This window comes from Devosia sp. Z6_126, from assembly GCF_058133495.1.
This window is the reverse complement of record NZ_JBYUNO010000008.1, coordinates 21,367-44,449: the sequence shown is the minus strand read 5'-3', so window position 1 is coordinate 44,449 and position 23,083 is coordinate 21,367. Positions and strand designations below refer to the sequence as shown.

Here is a 23,083-nt window from a genome sequence, read left to right as displayed (position 1 = left end):
CGCAAGCACCCTTTCGGGCTGGGACTGGCCGCGAGATCCAGAAACTCGGCAAGATCGATATAGATGTTCTGGCCGGGTTGACCCAGACCGATTGGCTATCAGTCGAGAGCAACTCAAAGTCGTAGTCTTGCTGGAACTTGCGAATGCGACCCATGCTTTGGCGGATGTCCGCGTTGGCCCGCTCGGATCCGTTGTCGGACCAGATCAGATCGCGGATACGCCCCCTCGATACGGGCTCACCCCGCCCCTCGAGCAACACATAAACCAATACCCGCAACAGATGGAGCGGTGGGGTGGCCAACTTTCCGGGCGATCGGACATGGTAGTCGCCGAAGACAAAAATCGAGACCGGTGTGGTCGCGTCGTTTAGCGCCGACATGCTTCCCCTTTCAAAGTCCCGCGTGCGGTCCGGGTTAAGTCTGCGGATCGAAGCCGTTGGCGCGGCAATTGCCCGTCGCCACTACGCTTGTCCTTGTGACCAACAGCACTGCCGCCGACTTGATGTGCATGGGTCTGATTGCCTCGCTCGTACAAAGCAGAAGCATGCACCGCTGTCACCGTTCCACGGGGAAACCCAGCCATGCAGTCTTGTTTCCATGACACGGGGTGACCGCCGTGTCGCAGTGCTCGAAGGAAGACTGTTGCTCGACAATGACCGCGGCCATGTCATTCCCCGCCTCCGGGAACCGCATGCAATCGACTCATGGGGGCAGGTTCAGAGGTACTAAGGGTTCAGGTCCTTCGTCATGACGTTGCGGTCACCGGTGTCTTGGTACCCAACAGCTTCGTAGAACGCATGCGCCGTCTTGGAGCTTTTCAAGGTGCACTTCGGCAGGCCGATCTTGCGGGCTTCCGACTCTATGTGAGCGACCATCGCCTTGCTCACGCCGCGCCAGCGCGCATCGGGCGAGACATAGTTCAGCAATATATCACCCGTATTTCCGAGCATGCCGACCCCCAGGATTTTGCCGGCTTCGACGGCAACGTAGAGCTGCGTCGCTTGTTGGTCGACCCACGTCCTCCACATTTCAGGGGTCTTGTTGGCGCACCACGCGGCTATGGCTGCTTGATCTCCGCCGTGGTCAGCTTCACATAGCTCGGTTATGGAGCGGCGCAGGACGGCACTCCCATTTTCTGCGTCTGCGTGGGTTGCCTTCCTGATTTCCATATCCGAGTCCATCCTGGGCTGTACTGGCGAACTCAAGGTTTGTAGCGCGTCAGCCAAACGCCGCAGGCGATCATGCCGGCCGAAACGAAACGCCAGGCACCGAATCCCTCCTTCAGTAGGAACGTCGAAATCAGGGCGGCGAACAACACGCTCGTTTCCCGAAGCGCCGACACGGCGCCGATGGGCGCCAGCGCCATGGCCCATATGATCATCCAGTAAGATCCGACCTGCATGCTGCCGGCAAGTACCGAGGACTTCCATTGGCTCTTCAGGACTGCGGTGATCTCCCTGGACTTCCTGAACCAGGCAATCAGGAAGGTCAGCAAGCCGTCGCCGACGGTAAGCCAGACCGCAAAGCCCATCACCGAACCGGCTTGCCGGGCCCCAAGGCCGTCCACGAGGGTGTAGGACGCAATGCATAGCCCGGTGAGCAAGGCCAGGGGGACCGCCCGACGGTCCGGGGTTGAGCCGTCGTTCCGATCCAGGGATAAGGCCATCACCCCCGCCGAGAGAAAAAGCACGCCGAACAGGGCCGGTGTGGCGAGAGCTTCTCCGGCAAATACCGCGGCACCCAGCGTGACCAAAAGCGGAGCCGAGCCGCGCGAGATCGGGTACACCTTCCCCAAGTCCCCATGCTGATAGGCAAAGGGGAGCGCAAAATGATAGGCGGTGTGGAGTATGATCGTCAGGCCCAACAAAGGCCAGCTCGCCGGGTCGGGAATGGCGACGAACGGAGCGACCAGTGCAGAGACGAGTGCACCCATGAGGGTGACCGTGGCCATCGAAGCGATCTTGTCGCCGCTGACCTTGATCAACGCATTCCAGCCCGCGTTGAGGCCGGCTGCGAAGATCACGACGAGGGCGATTTCCGTGCTCATGAGAATATATGTACATGGCCGCCAGGGCGTGTCACTCCTTGAGCGCGGACCTAAACCAGCAACCCTAGCCTTGAAAGCGTCAGTCGTGATTGACGGCAGAGTGCTTCATTCTTGCCACCCCGATAGTAGCTCAGGGCAATAACCGCGCCATATAGGGCCCAGCCCTGCGACCGCAGCCAATCGCTCTCATCAAGATTGAGCCTGTTCCGGAACACGTCACGAGCCAAAGGGTCGACCCAGAACCATGCTGTCGCATAGTCGGCGGCAGGATCGCCCACGGCGGATAGCCCCCAATCGATCACACCCCGCAAAACACCATCTCGAACGATCAGGTTGTCAGCCTTCAGATCACCGTGCAGCCAGACTGGCTGCCCGAGAAACTCTGCGGTGCAGGCCTCGTCCCAAAGAGCATGCGCGCGTCGGGCCGCTATTTCGTCGGCAACGATGTCAATTGCTGGGCGGATAGCCTCGGTCAGCTCGCCAAGCACGATCCCCCGCCTGCTGTTACGCTCGCCAGCCGGTGGCGCGCCGTTGGTGTCCTTCAAGTGCAGTGCCTGGAGGAAATCGGCCAGGCTGGTAGCCGATTTCTGCCAATCAGACACACGGGTGGGCGAGGCCACTTCACCTTCCATCCAGTTGAAGATGCCGAAGTCGAAACCACGTTCCGACCACCCGCGAAATTGCAGCACCGGCACCTCGAGGGGTAAGCCTTGAAGATGCGGAAGCCAGTCAAGTTCCTTTGAAAGAAGGGCCGCCGCGGAAGGTCGCCGCGGCAACCTGATCGCCAGGTTGTCGCCAAGACGGAAGATGGCGTTGTCCGTTCCCGACGAGGCGATGCGGCGAACCGGCAGGTTCGCCCATTGGGGCGCCTGTGCTCTGAGCAAGCCACACACAAATTCATCGTCAATGGAGATTTCGTCGGGATGTGGTGTCATTCGCCCCCTCTTGACGCTCACCCAAGGACCTACCGATGAGCACGCCACGACAAGCTAACGCAACTGCAAAACCGGGTCACCGGAATTGCTGCTCAGGCTGGCGCGCCTGACCGGCCCGTAGGATCGTGCAACGGGCTTGCTTCCTCAATGGACTGCGTTCCGGATGGCCTAAAGCTGTCGGAGCAAACTGATCTCTTTATGGAAGAGTCGCGGCAACTATCAGGAACGTGAAAATAACCGAGAGGCTTATCGCCGAAACAATCGTGTACTGGACCTTTAGTCTGCGCGGCACGTTCGGATCGCGGTACTTAATCACCCAAAGCCAAGTTCCGGGTTGCGTCCAAAAATAACCTAGATGTTTGGGGCGAAGAGCCTGGAAAAATGTGTACGCAGACCAGAGCGCATGCACTCCGAAGGCCGTAATTACAAAGATGCCGGGCAGCATGCTGAGAACGCTGGTGTAGTGGTGATCGTTGGAATTTGTTCGGGTGTGCGAGGAACGGTCAATAGCATACCCAGAACATCGGCTTGGCCAACCCACCCTCGACCTTTGCCCTGCCGCTTGAGCAGCTATGCGGGCACTTCCAGCCCGTTCGGCAGTGAGATCCAGATTACCGTCTGCGCTTCGGGTGAATGGCGGGACAGGTGACCTTTTCCGTGGGTATCTGCCGCCAACACGAAGCTTCCCGCGGAGAAGTGGCGTGTCTCCCCATCGCTTGTCTCGTACTCCACCGAACCATCCAACCGAACCGTCAGTACCGGCTCCGGAACCGTATGCCAGGCAACTTCACGCATACCGGCCGGGATTTGGGTAATACGCACCCGGGACGCTGGATAGCCGCCAGTCACGTCGAACGGCACTGCGTCGGGATGGACCGAACTCTTCCTCGTCGGCAATTCCACCTCATCGAAGTGGGACTCCCCGTCCGGGTCGGCATAGATGCGCACGCATTTCATGTCGGTAGGTCCCAGTTTGCTAATGTGTACATACCTACCATCAACAAGGGCGGCAGGGCCATACGGGTGCATGGGCCGGACTCGCCGTCGTGACCTGATCGACCACAATGGGGTGGGAAGCGGTCAGTCGGCTTCCGGCCATTAAACGCAAACAGCAGACGTCAGTGATCTGAAGGGGAGCTCGAAGGGCATGTCGTCGAAGCCGCCAGACGATGGTGGACTAAAGCCTACCCCTGTTACGCCGGGAAGATGGGGCGTCGACCGAGCGACAACAAGCTGGCTGGTGCCGCTGGTCGGTATGGGGATTTCGGATCGTTTCGCGAGCCATGGGTAGTTCATGTTCGTGGCGAATTGAAAATTAGCTCAAGCCGACAAGGCTCAGGCGGAGCGCGTAGGGAGCCGCGGCCGGACCGACGGTCCAGCTAGGCCCGGCTTGAGCGCGATGTGCTTGTATTCAATGAAGTCGTCGAGCGCGGCGTGGCCGTTCAGCCTACCCAGTCCCGACGGCTTGAACCCGCCCTCCTCGGTGCTGTCATACACCTTCGCCCAGTCGTTCACGAAGACGCTGCCCGCCTCCAGGGCTTGGGCTACCCGCAGGGCGCGGTCGAGATCTCGTGTCCAGACGCTGGCGGACAGGCCGTAGTCGCTGTCGTTGGCAAGGCCGATGGCTTCGTCCTCGTCGCCGAAGCGCTGGATGGTGAGAACTGGACCGAAGGTCTCCTCCTGCACGATAGCAAGCCTGTTGTTGGCGACCTCGAGAAAAGTGGGGCGGAAGAACGCTCCCTTGGCCAGCGGACCCTCGGTGACCGGTCCCCCGCGGACGACCGGGTTTGCCCCGGCGTCGATCGCGTTCTGGACGACCTTGTCGACCCGCGCCACGTTCGCCTTGTCGATGAGCGGACCCATATCACTCGCTGGATCGGAGGCTGGGCCGACACGCACGGCGCGCAGTCGCTCGGCGAGCTGATCCCGGACGGCATCGTACACCGCGTCCTGAACGAGCAGCCGGGAACCCGTCATGCAGAATTGACCGGCGAACACAGTTAGAGCCTTTTCGAGCACAGGCAACATCGGGGCGATGTCGGCGTCGTCGAATACGATCATTGGCGCCTTGCCCCCAAGCTCAAGGCCGAACCGCTTGATCCGGGCCGCGCCGACCGCGCCGATGGCAGCGCCGGTCCGCGTGCTTCCTGTGAAGCTGATCGTCGGCACGTTGGCACTCTCAACAAGGAGCGCAGCGCCGTCTGATCCGCTTTCGAGGAAGAGGTTCATGACGCCCTGCGGCAGATCTGTGCTCTCGGCGAGTATCTCCGCCAGCACAGCTGCTGTCTGCGCGACCTGTCCAGGCATCTTTACCACGACGGTACAGCCCGCCGCCAACGCAGGTGCGAACGACCTCGCCGCCAGGATGATTGGTGAGTTCCACGGCACAATGACGCCCGCCACACCCATCGGTTGGCGCAGGACGATCGAAAGGCTGCCAGGTCGCGGCCGCGTGGCGCGGCCCGCCTCCGTGCGGGCCATCGCCGCCCAGTAGCGCAGCTTGCTCGGGGCTGCGGAGACTTCGAGTGTGGCTTCGCTCCGGACCTTTCCGTTCTCGAGCGAGAGGATATCGATCAATCGATCGCCGTTCCCTTCGATCGCCGCCGCCATCTGGTCAAGAACTCTCGCGCGGAGTTCGGCATCGTGCGCCCATTCCGAACCGCGAAAGGCGCGGGCGGCTGCGGCGATCGCGGCGGCGGCAGCCGCCCCACCATCGTCTGCATATTCTCCGATGGAATCGTAGGTAGCCGGATTGATAGAAGCGCTGCGTTTCGTCGACGAAACGAACGCGCCGTCGATCCAGTTCTGGGCAAAGTAAGTCGTCATCGGATCATCCTTCCGGAACCTGCATGGCATGACGGGTTCCGGCATCGCCCGAAATGAAGCGGCGCTGCTGCGGAGCCACGGTTCGTTGCTCCTCCCGCCGCATAGTCTGGCGGGAGGAGCGGGCTTGAGACTAGGCGAAGAACGGCGGTGGGTTCTCACCGCGCAGCCGGTAGTTTGGCCGCGGCCGCTCGAGGCGGATCGACTCCATGACAGTATAGGCGTGATACTTGGTTTGCGTGGTCACACCGGCCAGACGCTCGGACCAAAGCTTGCCGTTGCTGGTCTTTTTCTCGAGCACGTACTTGGTCGCGTAATTGACCATCGAGTTGATCCAGTTTTCAGATCCAACCCAAAAGCGATCGAGGCCTGGTTCCAGGAGAATGTCCATCAGCCGATCGGAGCGGGAGTAGATGTCGATTGCTGCCTGTGCACCGTCGAGAATGTCAGCAAAATACTCGATTGATTCTTTGACTAGCTCAGGGGTGCCATATTTCATGTGGTGCCCGGCTACTAGAAAGTCGAAATCGAACTCCATGATTTGGTGCTGAGCCTCGTACCAGGCCGTGATGTTCTGGGAGGCGTCGCAGTGCATGAAGGTGGCGCTGCCGGGGCTGATGATGTCGATGCAGGTCAGAACCTTCTGTGCCGGGGCATAGATGAAGATGTTGCCAGGGCAGTGGTTCTCACCCTTGTAGGATAGCTCCAGCGTTACGCCGCCCACCGTGAGCGTGTGCTTCTTGTCAAAGGTGATCGTGGGTAGAGGGCGGCTGGGATCAGGGAAACGCTCCAGCAGCTCCTTCGTGATCTCATGGGCAACGATCTCGACGTCTGGTCCGTAGATTGAGGCGGCCCCGATATGGTCGGTGTGCCAGTGACTGTAAATCACATGGGTAACCGGCTTGTCCGTAACCTCCTCGATCGCGGCGAGCATGTTCTCACCGAGGGTCGGAGGAGCATCGATAGCGACTACGCCATCGTCTGTCACGACGAATGCCGCGTCATAGCCGCCACTCGTCACCCAGTAGAAGCCGCCGCGAAGCTCCTCAACATAGTAGCCAAGCTTCTGGAAACGCTCACTATGAAAGTAGGGAGGATAGTATTCAGGAGGATCGAGCGGATGCTCGCCCGCCTCGGGAAAGCCGTATCGGTCAATGCCGAAAAACGCGGGTGTGTCTGACGCCGTGATGGGCTTCTGGTGGTTATCGCACATGCTTGTTTCCTTCTTGTCTGATTGTAGAGTTCGGCCGTTCAGACTCCTGAGTGCCCGAAGCGGAGGACAGCCTTGATGACGCGGCCTGAGGCGGTGTCTTCAAATGCCTGGTTGATGTCGGCGAAATCGTAGAAGGTGATAAGCCTGTCGAACGGGAAACGGCCGCTGCGATAAAGACCGATCAGCTCTGGAATCATCAGCGCCGACACCGCGTCGCCCTGGATGATACCCTGGAGGGTCTGCCCGACCGAAAGACGCGCCGCATCCACGATCGCGCCCGAGTGATCATTGAACGCGACGAACCCGAAGTTCCCGAGCGGGGCGAGCGCACCGATCCCAGCATCGAGGTTCGCCGCGCGACCGCTGGTGTCGAGGATGAACTCGACGCCCCTCTGTTCGACTTGTCGAATCTCGGAGCAGACGTCCGCTCCGCTTGCGGCATTCACGACATGCGTCGCACCGAGCTCTTTCGCAAGTTCCAGCCGTTCGATGTTCACGTCAATGGCGATGATAGTGGCAGCTTGTGCGACCCTGGCGGCCATGATCGCAGCAAGGCCGACCGCGCCGACGCCGAAAACGGCGACGGTAGCGCCGACCGGAACCTTCATCGCCTTCAGGATCGCGCCTGCGCCGGTCTGCATGCCACAACCGAGCGGTCCCAGTATTTCCAGCGGAACGTCGTTCGGCACCTTGACGGTGTTTCGCTGATGCGCGAGCGCATGGGTAGCGAACGAGGACTGGCCGAAGAAATGGGCATGTAGATTCTCCGGGCCTTGCCGCCCCACGCCACTGGAACCGTCCAGTCTCGCGCCCGCGAAGTTGGCTTCCCAAACCTTATCGCAATAAGCGGCGTGGGAGGACAGGCAGGGTTTGCACTGCCCGCAGGAGTGGTAGGACAGTACGACGTAATCCCCGGGCTTGACGTGGGTGACTGTCGATCCAACGCGTTCCACGATGCCCGCGCCCTCGTGGCCAAGGATCGCGGGGAGCGGTGCCGGCAGCAGCTGACGGCGGACATGGGCGTCGGTCGCACAGATCCCTGTCGCAACCATTCGCACGAGCACCTCGTCCGGCCGGGGGGCTTCAAGTGTGACATCCTGCATGATGAACGGCCCATCCTTTCGTTCGATCACCGCTGCGCGTGCTGGCTGGGTCATGCGTGCTCTTGCCTCAACATGAGGATCATCAGTAGCTTGTGAGGTCATTGGGGGGCTTCCGTCAGATGTGACCCGGGTGTGCGGCCTTGTGTCCGCAACCCTTTCGCCGAGAGTAGCGGTTCTATAGTGTTGCAATAGCCATCGTGGCAGGAACTCGGAGTTGCTGATGCCGGAACCCGCGCCCGTTGATCTCTTGGATGTAATCTCGTTCGTTCGGGTGGTCGAAACCGGCGGTATTGCGAATGCGGCTGCGCGTCTTGGCATCGCCAAGTCCATCGTAAGCCGTCGTATCAGTCGTCTGGAAAAGGTTCTCGGCGCTCAATTGCTGATCCGCACGCCGAGGGGCACGACGTTGACCGATGTCGGCCGTAAGTATCACGCGCGCGCCGGAGGCGGCCTGGCGGAACTGGAATCAGCGCGGGAAGTCGTCAACAAACTGACGAGCGAGATTTCCGGGCTGCTCCGCATCCAGGTGCAGACTGCCTTTGGCGATTTTGTACTCGCGCCCCTGCTAGCTGAGTTCGCGATGCTCCATCCGCGCATTCAGCTAGACATATCCTTCGAGGATCGTCGGGTGGACATGAGCGCCGAAGCCTATGACCTCGCGATCAAGCCGGGAACCGACTCGGATCTGACGCTCATCACCCGCAAACTTGCCAAGGTCCGCTGGGTGGTCGTCGCCAGCCCGGCTTATCTCGATACGCAAGGGCGCCCGTCCAAACCCTCCGATATGAACGCTCATAAAGCCATGCTCCACGTCCAGGACACCGGAAACTGGGGGTTCCAGGGTGCCGATGGCTGGGAGCATGTGCGCATGAACTCGGAGTTCCGTACTGACAACGGGCAGATGCTCTTGGCGGCCGCGCGTGCAGGGCTGGGCGTGACCGTCGTTCCGAGGTTTATGGTCGAGGGACCGCTGATGCGAGGTGAACTGGAAGCCGTCCTGCCTGCCTTCCCGCATGAGGGCGCCGATCTGCAGATCTTCATGCCACCCGCACGATCTGATATTGCGAGAGTGCGCGCCCTGGTAAACTTCCTCTACGAGAAGATCGACCGGGAAATTTGAGCAGCTCGTCGATTCACAGTGCGGGCAGGCCCCAGGCTGCGAGCAGCAGCGCAACACCAACGATCGCAATCGCCGCAAACACCGCAGCAGGAGCATTGCCGGGACGAGGCGGGCGCCAGCCACTATCGATCGACTGGACTCCGGGCGGGTCTGGTGCCCCCGGCTGAAGAGCCGGACCTGCAAAGTCCAGAGCCCGCAGCTCCTTCAGGCGCCGTCGTATCCGGATTGCGAGGAGGATCGCGAGGTAGATCGTTGTGAATGCGGCGATACCTGCCGCCAAACGCAACGTGTCCAGTTGTGCGCCCTGCGTCGCTCCGATCGCTGCCACGGACCAGTCGGTGTGACTCCCCAGCAGCGCGGGACCGGCCAGCGCGCCGAGTGCGTTGACGACGCCAAACAGGACGATGAAGCTGATAAGCTCTCGGCTACCCTGCTGGAGTGCGCTGGTGATGCCTAGCAGCAGCGCCGGCCCCAGGAAGAACGTTCCGGCGAATGCGATCGCCGCCTGCGATACGTAGAAGCGCTGCAGATGATGTGGATCTGTCGCCGCGCTGTCGATCAGGGCCGCGATGGCGACGATCCCGATCGACAGCATTATCGGCCGGGCCAGCTTCTCGGCATTTACCGAGACTGCGCTCGCCAAGACACCGGCGACGGCCCCGCCGAACATGACCAGCGACAGCGTCCAGAGTTGGTGGTTCGTGGCTCCGAGCGACTTCACGACCGCGACCGCAACCTCCTGTTCGGCCAAGACGATGCGCGCCATGAAGATGGCCGCGGCAAAACGGGCGACATCGCCACGCCTGAGCCAACGAAGGTTCAGCAGCGGTGATTCGCGGTATGTATCGATGGCAGCTGCCGCCACTAACGCGGGTATGGCGACCAAAAGCGACACGAGGATCCATGGCGCCTGAAACCATCCCTCCCATCGGCCCAGTCCCAGCACAGCCGCGATCAGAGCCAGCCCACCCCCCATCAGAACGAAGATCAGTAAGTCCAGCGGCTTGAAGACGCTCACGCGCACCGCCGGCGGCAGGCGGACCAAGCCGACCGCGGCGAGCGACAGCAGGGCGAGTCCCGCCTCGAACATGAACAGGGAACGCGGCCCCTGGCTGGCAAGCAAGGAGGGCGACAGGACACGCGCCAGCGGCATCGCGCATTGCGTCACTCCGATGCCGAGTACCAATCCCCGCAGCCGCCATTCCGAGGGCAAAGCCTGCATCATGTGGAAGAGGCAAAGTGGTATCAGTGCCACCGCAACGAACCCGCTGGTCGCGCGCAGCAGCAATGTCGCCCCAAGATCCGAGACGAAAAGATGTGCCAGGGCTAGCGCGGCATAAAGGCCCAGGAAGAACAGCGCGAAACGGCGCAGGCCATATTGCTGTCGAACCTTGATCAGCAGCAGGTTGGCCGAGACCGCGGTCATCACATAGCTGGTCGGCAGCCACGCCACCTGATTGGCGCTCAGATCGAAGAGCCGTTGCAGCTGCTGCGTGTTGACGTTCACCAGCGCGCTGCCCATGCCCGCAGTCATCCCGACGAGCAGCGCGACAAGCACATAAGCGAGTCGAGTCGCTCGGCCATGAGCCGGCGTCGCAGGCGAACCGGCGACGGGCGCGCGCTCGTGCTCTGGAAACTCATGGACCTCCTCATCCAGGAGATCGCGCATCCGGTTCATGGGTCGGCGCTCATGCGGGCTATCGAATGAATCTGTCATGGAGCAAAGGTAGACGGCCGGCCCGAAACCATCACGAACCTTTAGGTTCCTTGATGGGCAACGCTGGGTTCTTGAACGCGCATCTTGATCGAGCTCAGACATTTCCGAGATGGAGGGCAATAAGGCTGGAGCTGTCACTTCATGACGAAGACTGCTCCGAACCACGAGAAGGACTTGCCAATGTTTGAGAGATCGATAGATCGCGTCACCAGGATACCGGCGCTAGAGCCTGGCTTCGGCGGCGAGAGGCATCAGGCCGCTTTGGTAGTTGCACCGGGCGAACTAGCTGCGACCGATCCATTCTTCCTGATGGCCGATGATAACATTACGCTGGCGGGAAGCTTCGGAGAGGCGCACCCTCATGCCGGCCTGGAAACCGTCACCTTCATGCTCAATGGCACCATGGAGGATACCGGCGGGCGGCTGGAGGAAGGCGACGTCGAGTGGATGACCGCCGGCAGCGGCATCGTCCATGCGGAGAACACGATGGTCTCCACCGGGATGCGTCTGTTCCAGCTCTGGCTGATCCTGCCTGAGGCGCAGCGCAATATGCCGCCCCGGGTGCAAATCCTCCGCGGAGCTGCGATGCCCACTCATGCCGAGCATGGTGTCATGGCGAAAGTCTATAGCGGCCAGCTAGGGGAAGCGGCGGCACCGACGATGAACGCTGTCCCGGTCACGTTGATCGACATTTGGTTGGGGCCGGGCGCCGTGTTCGCGCCGCAGCTGCCGGCCTCCTACAACGGATTTGTCGTGGTGATCGACGGCGAGGTGGAGGCCGGCGTCACCGCAGAGGTCTTAACCAAGGGCGCGGTGGGCTGGACAGGACCCCTGGGCAATGGCGCCAGTTCACTCTCATTGCGGGCGGGCGATAGCGGCGCTCGTCTACTGCTGTACGCGGGGCAACCGCAGAACATTTCGGTGGTCGCGCAGGGGCCGTTTATCGCTGGCTCGCGTGAGGAATTGGCTGGCTACTACGACGCCTATCGCCACGGAAAATTTCCGCACGCCGGCACGATGCGGCCGGTCGCCCATGCATGATGTGTCCGCACGGTATGGCCGTGCGGCAGCAATCAGAAAGTAACGTGCCAGTGAGGAAGACCGACCCCCCACACCAATTTTGTCTCCAGATCGGAATATCTTGGGCAAACTGAAGCAGGGCCGGGCGGCGCATGTCCCCGGCTGATCGCGCTTCATCAGAGGGAGGGTGCTGATAGGAGTGTTGTCGCGTGCTGCCGCAGGTAGTCGACGAAATCGTTGAGTTTGGCCCGTTCCGCCTGCATGTGTCAGGGCGTTTGCTGCAGTCGAACGGGGCTAGCATCCCGATCGGGAGTCGCGCGCTTGACCTGCTCATTGCACTGGTTGAACACGCAGGAGAGGTGCTCTCCCAGCGAGAATTGATTGCGCGTGCCTGGTCGGGGCTGGTGGTCGACGAGGCTAATGTGCGGGTCAACATCGCAAGCCTGCGCAAGAGCTTGGGCGACGGCAAAAACGGTGCCCGCTACATCGTGAACATCCCGGGTCGGGGGTATAGCTTTGTTGCGCCCGTTACCCGAGCGCAGCTCGAGTCCTCATCCCTCGAAAGCGCCGAAACATGGACGCTCGATCAGGGATCACGCAGGCAGCCCTCAGTGTCCGTCGGTGAACGCTCGTTGCCCCGGGCTCTTAGTCGGCTGATTGGGCGCGATTCCTCGGTTACCACAATCGTCGAGTTACTCACCAAGCATCGCTTCGTGAGCATCATCGGTCCGGGTGGAATGGGCAAGACAGCTGTCGCCATCTCTGTCGCCCACGCATTGCTCGATGTCTTTGAGGGCGGGGTATATTATGTTGACCTGTCCTCCGTGCACGACGCCTCTCTCGTGCCGAGTGCGATCGCTTCCGCCCTTGGCCTGAAGGTGCAGGCGAACGATCCCAAGGCGGGCATCCAGGCGTTTCTCGCGCCCAGAAGATCATTACTTGTGCTAGACAATTGCGAGCACCTCATTGACCAGACGGCCGCGCTCTCCGAGTGGCTTTATCGGTCCACGTCTCAAACCCATCTCCTCGCGACCAGTCGGGAGTTGCTGCGTGCAGAGGGGGAGCACGTCCACATCCTTCCACCCTTGGATGTTCCGCCGATTGGTTGGGGCACTACGGCAGCGGATTGGATCGCCTTCCCCGCAGTGCAGCTTTTCATGGATCGAGCGGCAGCAAGCGGGTCGCACGAGGCAGTTACCGACGAGGTTGCCCTGCTTGCCGCTGACATCTGCCGGAACATGGATGGCATCCCCCTTGCAATCGAACTGGCTGCCGGACGGGTACCCTTCCATGGCGTGCGTGGAACAGCCGAACTGATCGAGAGCCGATTTAATCTTCTGTGGCCCGGCCGCCGCAGCGCGCCTCCCCGGCACCAGACGCTCCATGCGATGCTGGATTGGAGCTACACCCTCTTGTCCCAGGCGGAACGCCGCGTATTGTACCGGTTGTCGGTGTTCGCAGGCCCCTTTCAACTGGCTGCGGCGCAAGCGATCGCGGCAGACGCTGGTCTGGATGATGCGGAGGCGACAAGCGCAATCGCCAGTCTCATCGACAAGTCATTGCTGTCGCCCTCGACCATCAACGGTGCGAGCTATCTCCGGCTACTGGACACGACCCGCACGTATGCGTCGCAAAAACTGGCGCAATCGGGTGAAATCCACTGCGTCTGCGGCAAGCTGGCGGGGTATCTGGTTAAACAACTGAGGCGATGTGAGGATAACCGTGAGGGGCGTCCCGATCCCGCTTCGGTTCAGGTGGGCGACATACGCACCGCGCTTGCCTGGGCCTTCTCCGAGACAGGTGAAGGCGAGTTGGGCGTTCGTTTGGCAGCGCTCGCAGCACCGCATTTATTGGATTTGTCCCTGCTCGACGAGTGCCATCGATGGTGTCAGGCCGCACTGCACAAAGTGGGTCCTCATGAGGGCTCCAAGACACACCTTATATTGGAAGCATCGCTGGCGATGTCAGCGCTGTTCACCCGCGTCGACCGCAGTGACCTGCATGAGACGATCGAACGTGGGCTCAGTCTTGCTCGAAAGCTGAAGGATCATAAACGAGAACTCGAGTTGCACGCGGCGCAGCATATCGTCATGACTCATCTGGGCCGCTACGGTGAGGCTGTCGAGGTGGGCTCCCGCAGCCTCGAGTTGGCACACCAGGCGGGGTATGCCACGGGCATCGTCATGTCTGAGTGGATGCTGGGATGTGCGTATCACTTTGCTGGCGACCATGCGAGCGCCATACGCCACACAGAGGAAGGCTTCAAGCAAGCCGAAAGGCTAGGCACCACCAAAGTCGATGTGCTTGGTTTTGCACATCGGACGCGTGCCCTCAACGTCCTTGCGCGGGCACTTTGGTTGAGCGGCGCTCCGGACCGTGCAGCCCAAGTGGCACGCCAGGCAGTCGCGGAAGCGGAGCTAGACGAGCAACCCATGAGCATGCTCGTTGCCTTGACGTATGCCACGACGGTTTTCCTGTGGAGGGGGGATATTGAGCAAGCCGAGGCGCTAGTGGACCGTCTCATTCAGCACGGCATTCGTTACTCGTACGGTACAAATGCGGCCTTCGGCCTCGCGCTTTCGGGAGAAGTTGCTTTGCTCCGAGGAGAATTCCGGTCGGCGGCAAGCAAGCTTCGCGAGGCTCTAGACACCTTGAAGGTGGAGAGACGGCAAAATCTCGCGACGATGTTGAGCAGATCGCTTTGCGAGGCGCTGCTTGCATGCGGTGATATCCCAGAGGCCCAACTGATTATAGACGCTGCAATGGAACGTGCTGTGGCGCTACATGAGTCTTTCGAGATGCCCGAGCTGCTGCGTACGCGTGCCAAGATCGAGCTTGCTGCCGGACGGCTGGATCCACGCGCGGCTGAGGCGATGTTGCGGCGTTCGATTGAACTAGCATATGAACAAGGAGCCCTCAGCCTGGTGTTGCGCTCCACCATGGCTTTGGGGAGCCTGCGTGCAACCGAGGGGCGCACCCACGAAGCCCACGCAATGTTGGCTGAGGTTTATAGCGGGTTTAGCGAGGGCTACGATACGCACGATCTCAGAACCGCCCGACACCTGATCAAGACTTGGCGCCCAGCGACTTAGTGACGAAGTTCGGCGTTTCCTCTTGGGGGGATCCGGGGCAGGAGTATCAAGCAACCAGTGATTATGGCGCCAAGCCAGAGCGGCCGGAAGCGCTCCGGAACACACTGCACATGCATGTGGAGCCGATCTAGCGAAAAGCCGGACTGCTGCTTAAGAATGAGCCGCTCTAGTCGAACACGTCGGGTGCGAATTCCGATTCCATGGCATTAAGGTCATGAGCTTCGCTCATCTACGGCTACTTCCAGCAAATGGGAGTTGGTCGCAAGAATTCTCTGCATGCAGCAGCTTCAGCACCGCAGTGCGTCCTGTCCTCGGCTAGACCGTGCCTCCGACGGCTTGAACTGAGCGCGGAAAAGGAGACAGCACTACGATGAAAGCGATGGTCCTTAAATCATTTGGCGGGCCAGACTCGTTCGAGTTGCGCCACTTACCCAAACCGGTGCCGCTTGCTGGGCAGGTTCTGGTTCGAGTCCATGCCACCTCCATCAACCCGTTGGATTATCAGGTTCGCCGCGGAGACTATCGCGACTTGGTGCAACTGCCGACCATAACCGGCCACGACGTATCCGGCGTTATCGAAGAAATCGGTCCGGGCGTGGCCGCCTTCTCTGCTGGAGATGAGGTCTGGTACACCCCCGCCATATTTGGTGGGCCGGGAAGCTACGCCGAGTATCACGTTGCCGACGCCGGCATCGTTGGCAAGAAGCCTGCCTCGCTGAGCCATCTAGAGGCGGCAAGCTTGACCTTGGTTGGCGGCACGGCGTGGGAAGCGCTGTTCGTACGTGCAGCCCTCAGGGTGGGGGAAACCGTTCTTGTGCATGGTGGCGCAGGGGGCGTCGGCCATGTGGCGATCCAGTTGGCAAAGGCGATGGGAGCAAGGGTATTGACGACTGTGCGGCAGGAAAACGCTGAATTCGCGCGTAGCCTTGGGGCCGATATGATCATCGACTACGAGCAGGAGAGTTACGTCGACACTATCATGCGGGAAACGGGTGGCCGCGGAGTCGATGTCGTGTTCGACACCATCGGCGGCAACACGTTGTCGCGCAGCCCTGACACGCTCGCGCAACTCGGCCGCGTCGTCACGATCGTGGACATTGCCCAGCCGCAAAACCTCGTTCAGGCCTGGGGCAAGAACGCGAGTTATCACTTCGTATTCACCAGACAAAACCGCGGCAAGCTTGATGAGCTGAGTGCATTGATCGAGCGCGGTCAATTGCGGCCCCATATCGGCGCGGTCTATGCGCTTGCTGATATTCCGCTGGCGCATGACCGTCTCGAGACGCCACACAACGGAATTCGAGGCAAAATCGCAATTGAGGTCAACGGCGAACTCACTTGGTGAGGAGCATATGTTGTGATCTCAGCCGTTGGCACAGATCGTTGTAGCAGAGGTCAACCGCGCTGAACGCTTTCAATAAACATTCAGCGCAGGGTAGACCGGTCCTGCGTCTGCAGGACCGGGAAAATGATTGTACCGCTGGTAGACATCGTGGGCGTCAAGCCGATGAACCTATGGTCACGTATTCTGCTGATTCATAGTTCTGAGGGCAAAGGAGCGGCTACGTGCTGCAGCTTCGAGTCATATTCTGATTTGAAGCGGTGTAGTCGGCATATGGTCCTTAGCCGGTTTACATCCTTTTTCAGCCCTTTATTTAACATCGGCGTGGAGTCACCCGATCATCCTCCTGCGTGGATCGCAATCCTAACGATCCCAATTGGAGAACAACATGATCAAGTTGCAAGATGCTGCAGAACTCATCCGCTCAGTCAGGCCACCCCTTGTGCCGGCAAGGGGCGGCCTTGCCCCATGGGCTGAACGGCGCTGCCTGGAGTTGTTGCGTGCACGAATTTCGGAAGACATCAGCCTTGATGAGTTGGCCGCAGAGGTGAGACTTTCCCGCTTTCATTTCGCACGCATGTTCAAGCAAAGCGTCGGTGTGCCGCCACGCGTGTACTTGACGATTATGAGGATGGAGAAGGCTTGTGAGCTGCTCGAGACGACGGATGAGCCCATCACAGAGATCGCCTTTGAGGTCGGGTATTCGTCGAACCAGGTATTCGCCCGGGTATTCCAGAAACATCGCCACATGAGCCCGTCAGAATATCGTCGTGCCGTCCGTGATCCGCTTGCGCAACTGCCCGTGCCTGATAGCTCCAGCGTAACGGTGAATGTGATCAACGCACCTCTTGGCACGACAGCAACCGCGCACCATCGTTGCAGACCCGGCGGAGGGGTGGTCATCGATGTGATGCTCGCTGGGGTCGATGACGGGGTTGTCGGCCTGATCAATGGCAAGAGGCAGATCAACATGGCCGTCACTGACCTACACTAGCCAAGCTTTGGCCCGTTGCCCGCAAGTCTCGTAAACGACGTAGAACTCGTCGCCGAATACGGAAAGATTTGCGAAGAGCTGTTTGGTGACTATATCGGTATCGCGGCCGACGTCGGCGCCGATGTCCTTCAAGCCTGCTTGAATGACTAATATTGCGCCGCCTGTTCCGCTTACCGAAGCATCCACCACAATGTCAATACTGCTCATCTGACACTCGCAGCAGCCCAACGCTTGAGTGCACCGGACCGCAATCCAATCACCTTTCCTCATCGCTGAACGCAGCGGGGGCAGCCCCCGTGGATGCGGGGCTGCCCACCTGCCAGGACGAGCCCTTATCGGGGCACAGCGCCGAGCGTTTGCAAGGCTTCAACGCAGGCGGCAGCCGCTTCCCTCCCCTTGTTGTGCTCGTCGGCGCGGCTCCGCACGATCGCCTGCTCATCGGTGTAGGTGGTCAATATCCCGAAAGTGATGGGCTTTCCCGTTTCGAGGCCCGCTTGCATCAGACCGTGAGCAACCGCTTCGCTGATATATTCGAAGTCGGCCGTATCTCCCTTGATAACGCAACCCAAACAGATCACGCCATCATAGCCGGTCTGAGCAAGCCGTTTGGCTATCAGCGGGATCTCGAAAGCACCGGGAGCCGAGTAGATATTCTCCGGGTTGACCGAAATCCCGTTCGCGCTCAGATAGGCCAGCGCCCCATCCCGCAGGCCTTCTGTGACCTCGGGGTTGAACTGGCTGACAACCAGGGCGAGGCGGGGCATTGCATCAGACATTTTGCTTCTCTTGTTCGGGATCAGTGAAGATGTGGCCCAGCTTTTCCCGTTTGGTGGCGAGATAGCGCCAGTTGTACGGATTGGCTGGTATTTCGAGCGGCATCCGCTGTGCGACCTCGATGCCGACCTTTTCTAGCGACAGCACCTTGTCCGGGTTGTTCGACAACAGGCGCAAGCGGTTGACACCGAGCGTGCGCAGGATGTGGCCGGCAACTGCGTATGTGCGAGCGTCTGCCGGGAGACCCAATGCCGTGTTGGCATCAACTGTGTCCTGGCCCTGGTCCTGAAGGGCATAAGCTCGGATCTTGTTCGCCAGACCGATGCCGCGACCTTCCTGCCCCCTCAGATATATCAAGGCCCCTCCGTCCCCGGTGGCGATCTGGCGCAATGCTTCTCGTAACTGCGGTCCACAATCGCATCGGAGTGACCCCAAGGCGTCGCCGGTGAGACATTCGGAGTGCACGCGCACCAGCGGAGTACCTGACAGTGGATTTCTGATCAGGGCCAGATGCTCGGTCCCATCAGCGCGGCTACGGAATGCCCGAACTTCCAGAGGGATTGGCGAGTGCTCGGTTGGCAGTTCAGACCGGGCAACTTCGTCGACCAATGTCTCACGGGCGAGGCGATGGGCGACAAGGTCCCGAATAGTGAGGATCTGCAAGCCGTGTTCCTGGGCAAAGATATCCAGATCGACCCGCCGGGCCATCTCCCCATCGTCGCGCATGATCTCGCAGATGACACCGGCCGGCCGCAGCCCTGCCAGCCGCATCAGGTCCACGGCGCCTTCGGTGTGGCCATTGCGGGACAGCACACCACCCTCGGCCGCCCGTAGTGGAAAAACGTGACCCGGCGAGGCGATGTCGGTCTTTGTAGCCTTTGGGTCGGCGGCGACCCGGATGGTCTGTGCTCGGTCATACGCTGAGATCCCGGTGGTGATCCCTTCGCGGGCCTCGATCGAGACGGTAAAGGCGGTCGAGCGCCGAGCCTCATTATGGGCGACCATGGGTGCCAGACCCAGCTGATCTACCTGTTCCCCGTCGAGCGCCAAGCATATCAGGCCACGCCCGTACCGGGCCATGAAGTTGATCGCCTCAGGAGTTACAAACTCGGCGGCAGCCACCAGATCGCCTTCATTCTCTCGATCCTCATCATCGACGAGGATCACCATGCCGCCGTTGCGCAATTCAGTCAGAGCTCGAGATATGGCAGACATAGGCGCTCCACATATTTGGCCATAATGTCGACCTCGACATTGAGGTCGTCGCCAATGGCGAGGGCGTGCAGATTGGTGTGGTTCCAGGTATGCGGGATGATGGTCACCATCACCGCGAGCCCCGCTTCGCGCGGCTCAACCCCATTGATCGTCAAGCTGATGCCGTTGAGGGTGATCGAACCTTTTTCCACGCAGTAGCGTGCCAGAGCTTCCGGAAGCAGGAACACATGCCGCCAAGCGCCATCGGTCTCTTGCCGTTCCGCCAACCGAGCGAGCCCATCAACATGCCCCTGCACCATGTGTCCGGAAAGCCGGGTGTTAAGGGTTACCGCCCGCTCCAGGTTGGCCTGATCGCCAACGGCTAAGCGACCAAGATTGGTCCGCGCCAGGCTTTCAGGGCTGACAAAAAACCGGGCCCAGCCGGTATCATCGAACTGGGTGACGGTTAAGCAGACCCCATCAACGGCTACACTTTCGCCGAGGGAAAGGTCTGTGATGCCGCTTTGTAGTTCGAGTTCAAGCGAACCGCCGCTGGTTGAGGCCCGCGTCACGCGCCCCATGCGTTCAATTATGCCCGAGAACATCGATTTCCTTTCGGTGTAGGTGAAACTGGGTGGCCGCGTTGCGGCGAATGGTGACCCTGTCAGTGCCGTCCGAATTTGCTGACTGCTCGATCAGCACGTGTTCGTCCCACTGGCCGGACGAGAGCAGGTGTTCGGTTAAGGTCGGCCCGGCTTCCACCAGCACTTCCATGCCCCCTGCCGAGGCGATCTTTTCCAACGCTTCGTGCACCCGATCAGCCCGGTAGACGGCCAAACCACGCTGCTCGACGGAATCCTGGTAGCCGGCAGAAACCCGCTGGCCACGATCAAGGACCACCAGCATACGGTGCTTGTTCGGATGGTCCGGGACCAGCCGCACGGTGAACAGCGGTGCGTCAGCCAGGATAGTGCCTGAGCCGGTAAGGATCGCGTCCGCCCTACGGCGCAGACGATGTGCCAGTTCAAGCGATGCCGGACTGGTGAAGGTCTTCTGGCCGTCAGGCGGAACCATACTGCCGCAAGACGACACGGCCTGTTTGATGGTGACGAAAGTAAGCCCAGTCAGACTCCTCTTCGCGAATGGCTCAAGGAGGCGTTCGGCACTGGCGAGCAGGAACTCTGCTCCGGGTAGCTTTAAGTCCGCCAAATAGTGCACCGAGCACCCGGCCGCACGCAGCCGCTCTGCTCCGCGACCCGCCACATCCGGATTGGGATCGCGGCAGGCTATCCATATCTGTTGGGCGTTGGTGGCCAGGATTGCATCAACGCAGGGTGGTGTACGTCCATGATGGTTGCACGGCTCGAGCATCACGACGATCGTGCTGATGCTATCGGCTTTGCCGCGGGCGCGGGCGCTCGCGATGGCCTCGATTTCTGCGTGTGGCATTCCGGCCCGACGATGGGCCCCCACGGCCAATTCCTGCCCCGCCCTATCCAGCAGAACGCAGCCTACCGGAGGATTTGGAGCCGTTGCCCCCTCATGGGCTCGCGCCGCGTCCAGAGCGTGCGAAAAGGCCCGAAGAACGTGCTCAGGCCGAATATGTGGGATGGTTGTAGTTTGGTACATTCCCTTCTCCTCGTCAATTTCGAGGAGTTTCAGGGCAAATGACGACGCAACGCGCGAAATCCGGTTATCGGAAAGCGCGCGTGCACATCATTGGTTCTCTTCCATCCGGACTATACCGTCGGCCCCGGAATTGCACCGGATCTGCTGTCCCCATCCCCAAGAGGATAGGCGCTCGCGGGCTGATGTGCCGAAGACACAATTACCGCCGGTGGGGAATTTCACCCCGCCCTGAGAACTCAATTAGTTGAATAAAGGCACACAGGCGTGGGTATCAAGTGGGCACAGAGGCGTAACCACCCACGCTGCCTTGCGGTAACGGCACAGTACCTGGCTGGCGAGTTGCTTGCGAGCGCGGGTACTAGTCATGCTGGTGCCTTCGGCTTGCGGCAAAATTGCTCCCGCCTGTGTGCTCCAAGCGCAAGGACCGTCTCGCAGCAGCGAGGCAGTCCTGTACGGCTTCAGTCGTCCTTGTCTTCGACCAAGGACTCCGGCGCCAGGTTGGTCAAGCGCCTCGGACTAGCGCTGGGCACGACGCCCACGTTGAGTTCAGTGCTGACTTGAGGCGCAATCTCGAGCGGGCGCAGCGTATCCTCGTCCACCAGCAGCAATCGGTGAGCGCCGTCTGCATCCCTGACACTGACGCTGAGCACGCCGTCACCCCATAGCTCAACTGCCGTAGCGTTGATCCCACGGGCGGACAGGTTAGCGATCATCGCTGCGGCCGAACGACCATTGATCTCGTCATTATCGGTCGACAGGCTTTGTGCGGCGAGGGCCGCAGGAGACACCAGCAGCAAAGCGGCAGCAGCGGTGGCCCTGATAATGGAAAACATCGAGAATTCCTTTCGTGTTGTTCGCACTTACCTAGGGAGGCTCAGGCCGAGGAATAAGCTGCGTTTAAGGGATTGATCGTCTCTCCCCGCAGACAATAAGGACTTGCCGGGAAGTGGGCCTGGCGGTCGCGCTGTTGAGCGAGATGGACCTGCTGACTACTTCAGTCTCTTCCAGGACGTGGGGCTCTAAGTGCGCGGTGCCTCGTGCCTTGGCAGCAAGGCCACGCCCATACTGGCGTTCGCGCGTAGCCTGTCGCAGATGGCGCCCAACACAGGCTCGCGACAAGGAAAGCGTCAGGGACTTGTGGAAGATTGCACCTGTTGCCCCGGCCACTCTGAGATAGTGGCAGAACACTTGAAAGGACGACCAGGCAGAACCTTGGCCGTCCATTCAGTCCCGGAACATGGACGCCAAGCAGGTGCTTGGCGCGCGTCTTACGCGTGAACAGGGCGCAGCACGTCGTCACAGCGTCAGTCAGCCAAGGTGCCATCTTCTTGTTCATCGAACAGCATGACATTGGCCCCGGTTGCGGTCAGTCGAACGACGTCGCCCTCTATATGGGCAACCAATCCTCCCGGGATGTAGAGGCTTGGGACGGCGTTATTGTCGACTACAACAGACTCCAGCTTGATTCTGGAGCCCGCAACGTCCGCAACCAGGCCCACCTTGACGCCGTCTGCGCCGACAACAGTCATTCCCTTGGCAATTGTTGAAAGGTCGCTCATTTCATCTCCTTTAGAATCTTACATGTTTCGGCTGACTTGCCGATCTCTAGGGGTCTACACAGTGGCTGCGGACAAGGCTCCGGGCTTCCGGAGCGGCCAACTGGGGCACGCGCAAGGCGCGTGTGACGACGAATGGTGGCCGCAGCTAGGTTCGACAATCCTGTGCCTGGAGTGCCTATGAACGCATCAGGATGTCCTGCCATTCCGGATGACGATTGATCTGCGCCTTGGCAAAGGGACAAAGTGGGATAATGGAAAACCCCTCGCGCCGAGCGTCCTCAACCGCTTGCTGCACCATACTCACTCCAATTCGGCGGCCTCTCAACTCATCGGGGACGAAGGTGTGATTGATGATGATCAATCTCTCCCCGGCGTGCCTATAGGTCATTTCGGCCTCGAAGCCGTCGACAGCCACGCTGTAGCGACCTTTGGATCCTTCGTCCTCGCGCACTACGTTCCCACCAGGGACAAGCGGCATATCCTGGGTCCGATCGGTTCGGCGCTCGTCGTCACTCATTGCAA

General features: G+C 60.5%; 22 protein-coding genes and 1 riboswitch. Of the genes, 5 read left to right on the top strand and 17 right to left on the bottom strand.

Features of this window, described 5'->3' with window-relative positions; translation table 11 throughout:
- The 8 genes from AC3YOG_RS20345 to AC3YOG_RS20310 all read right to left on the bottom strand — a co-directional run.
- The coding region (locus AC3YOG_RS20345) for a hypothetical protein (protein WP_489936422.1) at positions 1-379 on the bottom strand (379 nt) is incomplete at its 3' end.
- A 345-nt stretch (positions 380-724) separates the two neighbouring features.
- Positions 725-1,168, bottom strand: coding sequence for a GNAT family N-acetyltransferase (locus AC3YOG_RS20340; protein WP_489936421.1), 444 nt, complete (start codon positions 1,166-1,168; stop codon positions 725-727).
- Positions 1,169-1,200: 32 nt separating this feature from the next.
- On the bottom strand, positions 1,201-2,046 hold the full coding sequence (locus tag AC3YOG_RS20335; protein ID WP_489936420.1) for an EamA family transporter: 846 nt from the start codon (positions 2,044-2,046) through the stop codon (positions 1,201-1,203).
- Positions 2,047-2,096: 50 nt separating this feature from the next.
- The gene (locus AC3YOG_RS20330; protein WP_489936419.1) at positions 2,097-2,981 is read right to left on the bottom strand and encodes an aminoglycoside phosphotransferase family protein; all 885 of its coding nucleotides are present in this window, start codon (positions 2,979-2,981) and stop codon (positions 2,097-2,099) included.
- Positions 2,982-3,551: 570 nt separating this feature from the next.
- On the bottom strand, positions 3,552-3,938 hold the full coding sequence (locus tag AC3YOG_RS20325) for a cupin domain-containing protein (RefSeq protein WP_489936418.1): 387 nt from the start codon (positions 3,936-3,938) through the stop codon (positions 3,552-3,554).
- 378 nt (positions 3,939-4,316) lie between these two features.
- Positions 4,317-5,807 carry an aldehyde dehydrogenase family protein gene (locus AC3YOG_RS20320; RefSeq protein ID WP_489936417.1) on the bottom strand — a complete coding sequence of 497 codons (1,491 nt, stop codon included), beginning with the start codon at positions 5,805-5,807 and terminating at the stop codon, positions 4,317-4,319.
- 130 nt (positions 5,808-5,937) lie between these two features.
- Positions 5,938-7,017 (bottom strand): MBL fold metallo-hydrolase, encoded by a 1,080-nt coding sequence (locus AC3YOG_RS20315; RefSeq protein WP_172125175.1) that lies wholly within the window; start codon positions 7,015-7,017, stop codon positions 5,938-5,940.
- 38 nt (positions 7,018-7,055) lie between these two features.
- Positions 7,056-8,174, bottom strand: a complete 1,119-nt coding sequence (locus AC3YOG_RS20310; protein WP_489936416.1) for an NAD(P)-dependent alcohol dehydrogenase — start codon at positions 8,172-8,174, stop codon at positions 7,056-7,058.
- Between the two features lie 166 nt (positions 8,175-8,340).
- Here AC3YOG_RS20310 and AC3YOG_RS20305 point away from each other — a divergent pair, with 166 nt between their 5' ends.
- Positions 8,341-9,240 carry a LysR family transcriptional regulator gene (locus tag AC3YOG_RS20305; RefSeq protein ID WP_172125481.1) on the top strand — a complete coding sequence of 300 codons (900 nt, stop codon included), beginning with the start codon at positions 8,341-8,343 and terminating at the stop codon, positions 9,238-9,240.
- A gap of 13 nt (positions 9,241-9,253) precedes the next feature.
- Here AC3YOG_RS20305 and AC3YOG_RS20300 read toward each other — a convergent pair whose 3' ends face one another.
- The gene (locus AC3YOG_RS20300) at positions 9,254-10,918 is read right to left on the bottom strand and encodes an MFS transporter (protein ID WP_489936415.1); all 1,665 of its coding nucleotides are present in this window, start codon (positions 10,916-10,918) and stop codon (positions 9,254-9,256) included.
- Between the two features lie 180 nt (positions 10,919-11,098).
- On the opposite strand from AC3YOG_RS20300, the gene AC3YOG_RS20295 reads away from it, so the two are divergent.
- The 4 genes from AC3YOG_RS20295 (at position 11,099) to AC3YOG_RS20280 (ending at position 17,405) form a co-directional block, all read left to right on the top strand.
- Positions 11,099-11,998: a pirin family protein gene (locus tag AC3YOG_RS20295; RefSeq protein ID WP_489936414.1), complete on the top strand. Its 900-nt coding sequence runs from the start codon at positions 11,099-11,101 to the stop codon at positions 11,996-11,998.
- Between the two features lie 188 nt (positions 11,999-12,186).
- Positions 12,187-15,069, top strand: a complete 2,883-nt coding sequence (locus AC3YOG_RS20290) for an ATP-binding protein (protein WP_489936413.1) — start codon at positions 12,187-12,189, stop codon at positions 15,067-15,069.
- A gap of 370 nt (positions 15,070-15,439) precedes the next feature.
- The gene (locus tag AC3YOG_RS20285) at positions 15,440-16,414 is read left to right on the top strand and encodes a zinc-dependent alcohol dehydrogenase family protein (protein ID WP_172125180.1); all 975 of its coding nucleotides are present in this window, start codon (positions 15,440-15,442) and stop codon (positions 16,412-16,414) included.
- Between the two features lie 385 nt (positions 16,415-16,799).
- On the top strand, positions 16,800-17,405 hold the full coding sequence (locus AC3YOG_RS20280; RefSeq protein ID WP_248308267.1) for a helix-turn-helix domain-containing protein: 606 nt from the start codon (positions 16,800-16,802) through the stop codon (positions 17,403-17,405).
- Here the strand turns inward: AC3YOG_RS20280 and AC3YOG_RS20275 are convergent.
- The 8 genes from AC3YOG_RS20275 to AC3YOG_RS20240 form a co-directional block, all read right to left on the bottom strand.
- Positions 17,397-17,612, bottom strand: coding sequence for a hypothetical protein (locus AC3YOG_RS20275; RefSeq protein WP_172125182.1), 216 nt, complete (start codon positions 17,610-17,612; stop codon positions 17,397-17,399). The two genes, AC3YOG_RS20280 and AC3YOG_RS20275, sit on opposite strands and share 9 nt — an antisense overlap.
- Positions 17,613-17,737: 125 nt before the next feature.
- A complete protein-coding gene (gene ribH, locus AC3YOG_RS20270; RefSeq protein WP_489936412.1) occupies positions 17,738-18,169 on the bottom strand; it encodes a 6,7-dimethyl-8-ribityllumazine synthase in 432 nt (143 codons plus the stop codon).
- A gap of 4 nt (positions 18,170-18,173) precedes the next feature.
- Positions 18,174-19,394, bottom strand: a complete 1,221-nt coding sequence (gene ribB, locus AC3YOG_RS20265) for a 3,4-dihydroxy-2-butanone-4-phosphate synthase (protein WP_172125186.1) — start codon at positions 19,392-19,394, stop codon at positions 18,174-18,176.
- On the bottom strand, positions 19,370-19,978 hold the full coding sequence (locus tag AC3YOG_RS20260; protein WP_172125188.1) for a riboflavin synthase: 609 nt from the start codon (positions 19,976-19,978) through the stop codon (positions 19,370-19,372). The genes ribB and AC3YOG_RS20260 overlap by 25 nt, the downstream gene beginning before the upstream one ends.
- Positions 19,959-21,002, bottom strand: a complete 1,044-nt coding sequence (ribD, locus tag AC3YOG_RS20255; RefSeq protein ID WP_489936411.1) for a bifunctional diaminohydroxyphosphoribosylaminopyrimidine deaminase/5-amino-6-(5-phosphoribosylamino)uracil reductase RibD — start codon at positions 21,000-21,002, stop codon at positions 19,959-19,961. Before ribD ends, AC3YOG_RS20260 begins: the two co-directional genes overlap by 20 nt.
- 89 nt (positions 21,003-21,091) lie before the next feature.
- Positions 21,092-21,242: riboswitch (FMN riboswitch) on the bottom strand.
- A gap of 218 nt (positions 21,243-21,460) precedes the next feature.
- A complete protein-coding gene (locus AC3YOG_RS20250; protein WP_172125192.1) occupies positions 21,461-21,835 on the bottom strand; it encodes a PepSY domain-containing protein in 375 nt (124 codons plus the stop codon).
- A 471-nt stretch (positions 21,836-22,306) separates the two neighbouring features.
- Positions 22,307-22,561, bottom strand: coding sequence for a DUF2171 domain-containing protein (locus AC3YOG_RS20245; RefSeq protein ID WP_172125195.1), 255 nt, complete (start codon positions 22,559-22,561; stop codon positions 22,307-22,309).
- Between the two features lie 175 nt (positions 22,562-22,736).
- On the bottom strand, positions 22,737-23,078 hold the full coding sequence (locus AC3YOG_RS20240; protein WP_172125197.1) for a GNAT family N-acetyltransferase: 342 nt from the start codon (positions 23,076-23,078) through the stop codon (positions 22,737-22,739).
- Between the last annotated feature and the right edge of the window lie 5 nt (positions 23,079-23,083).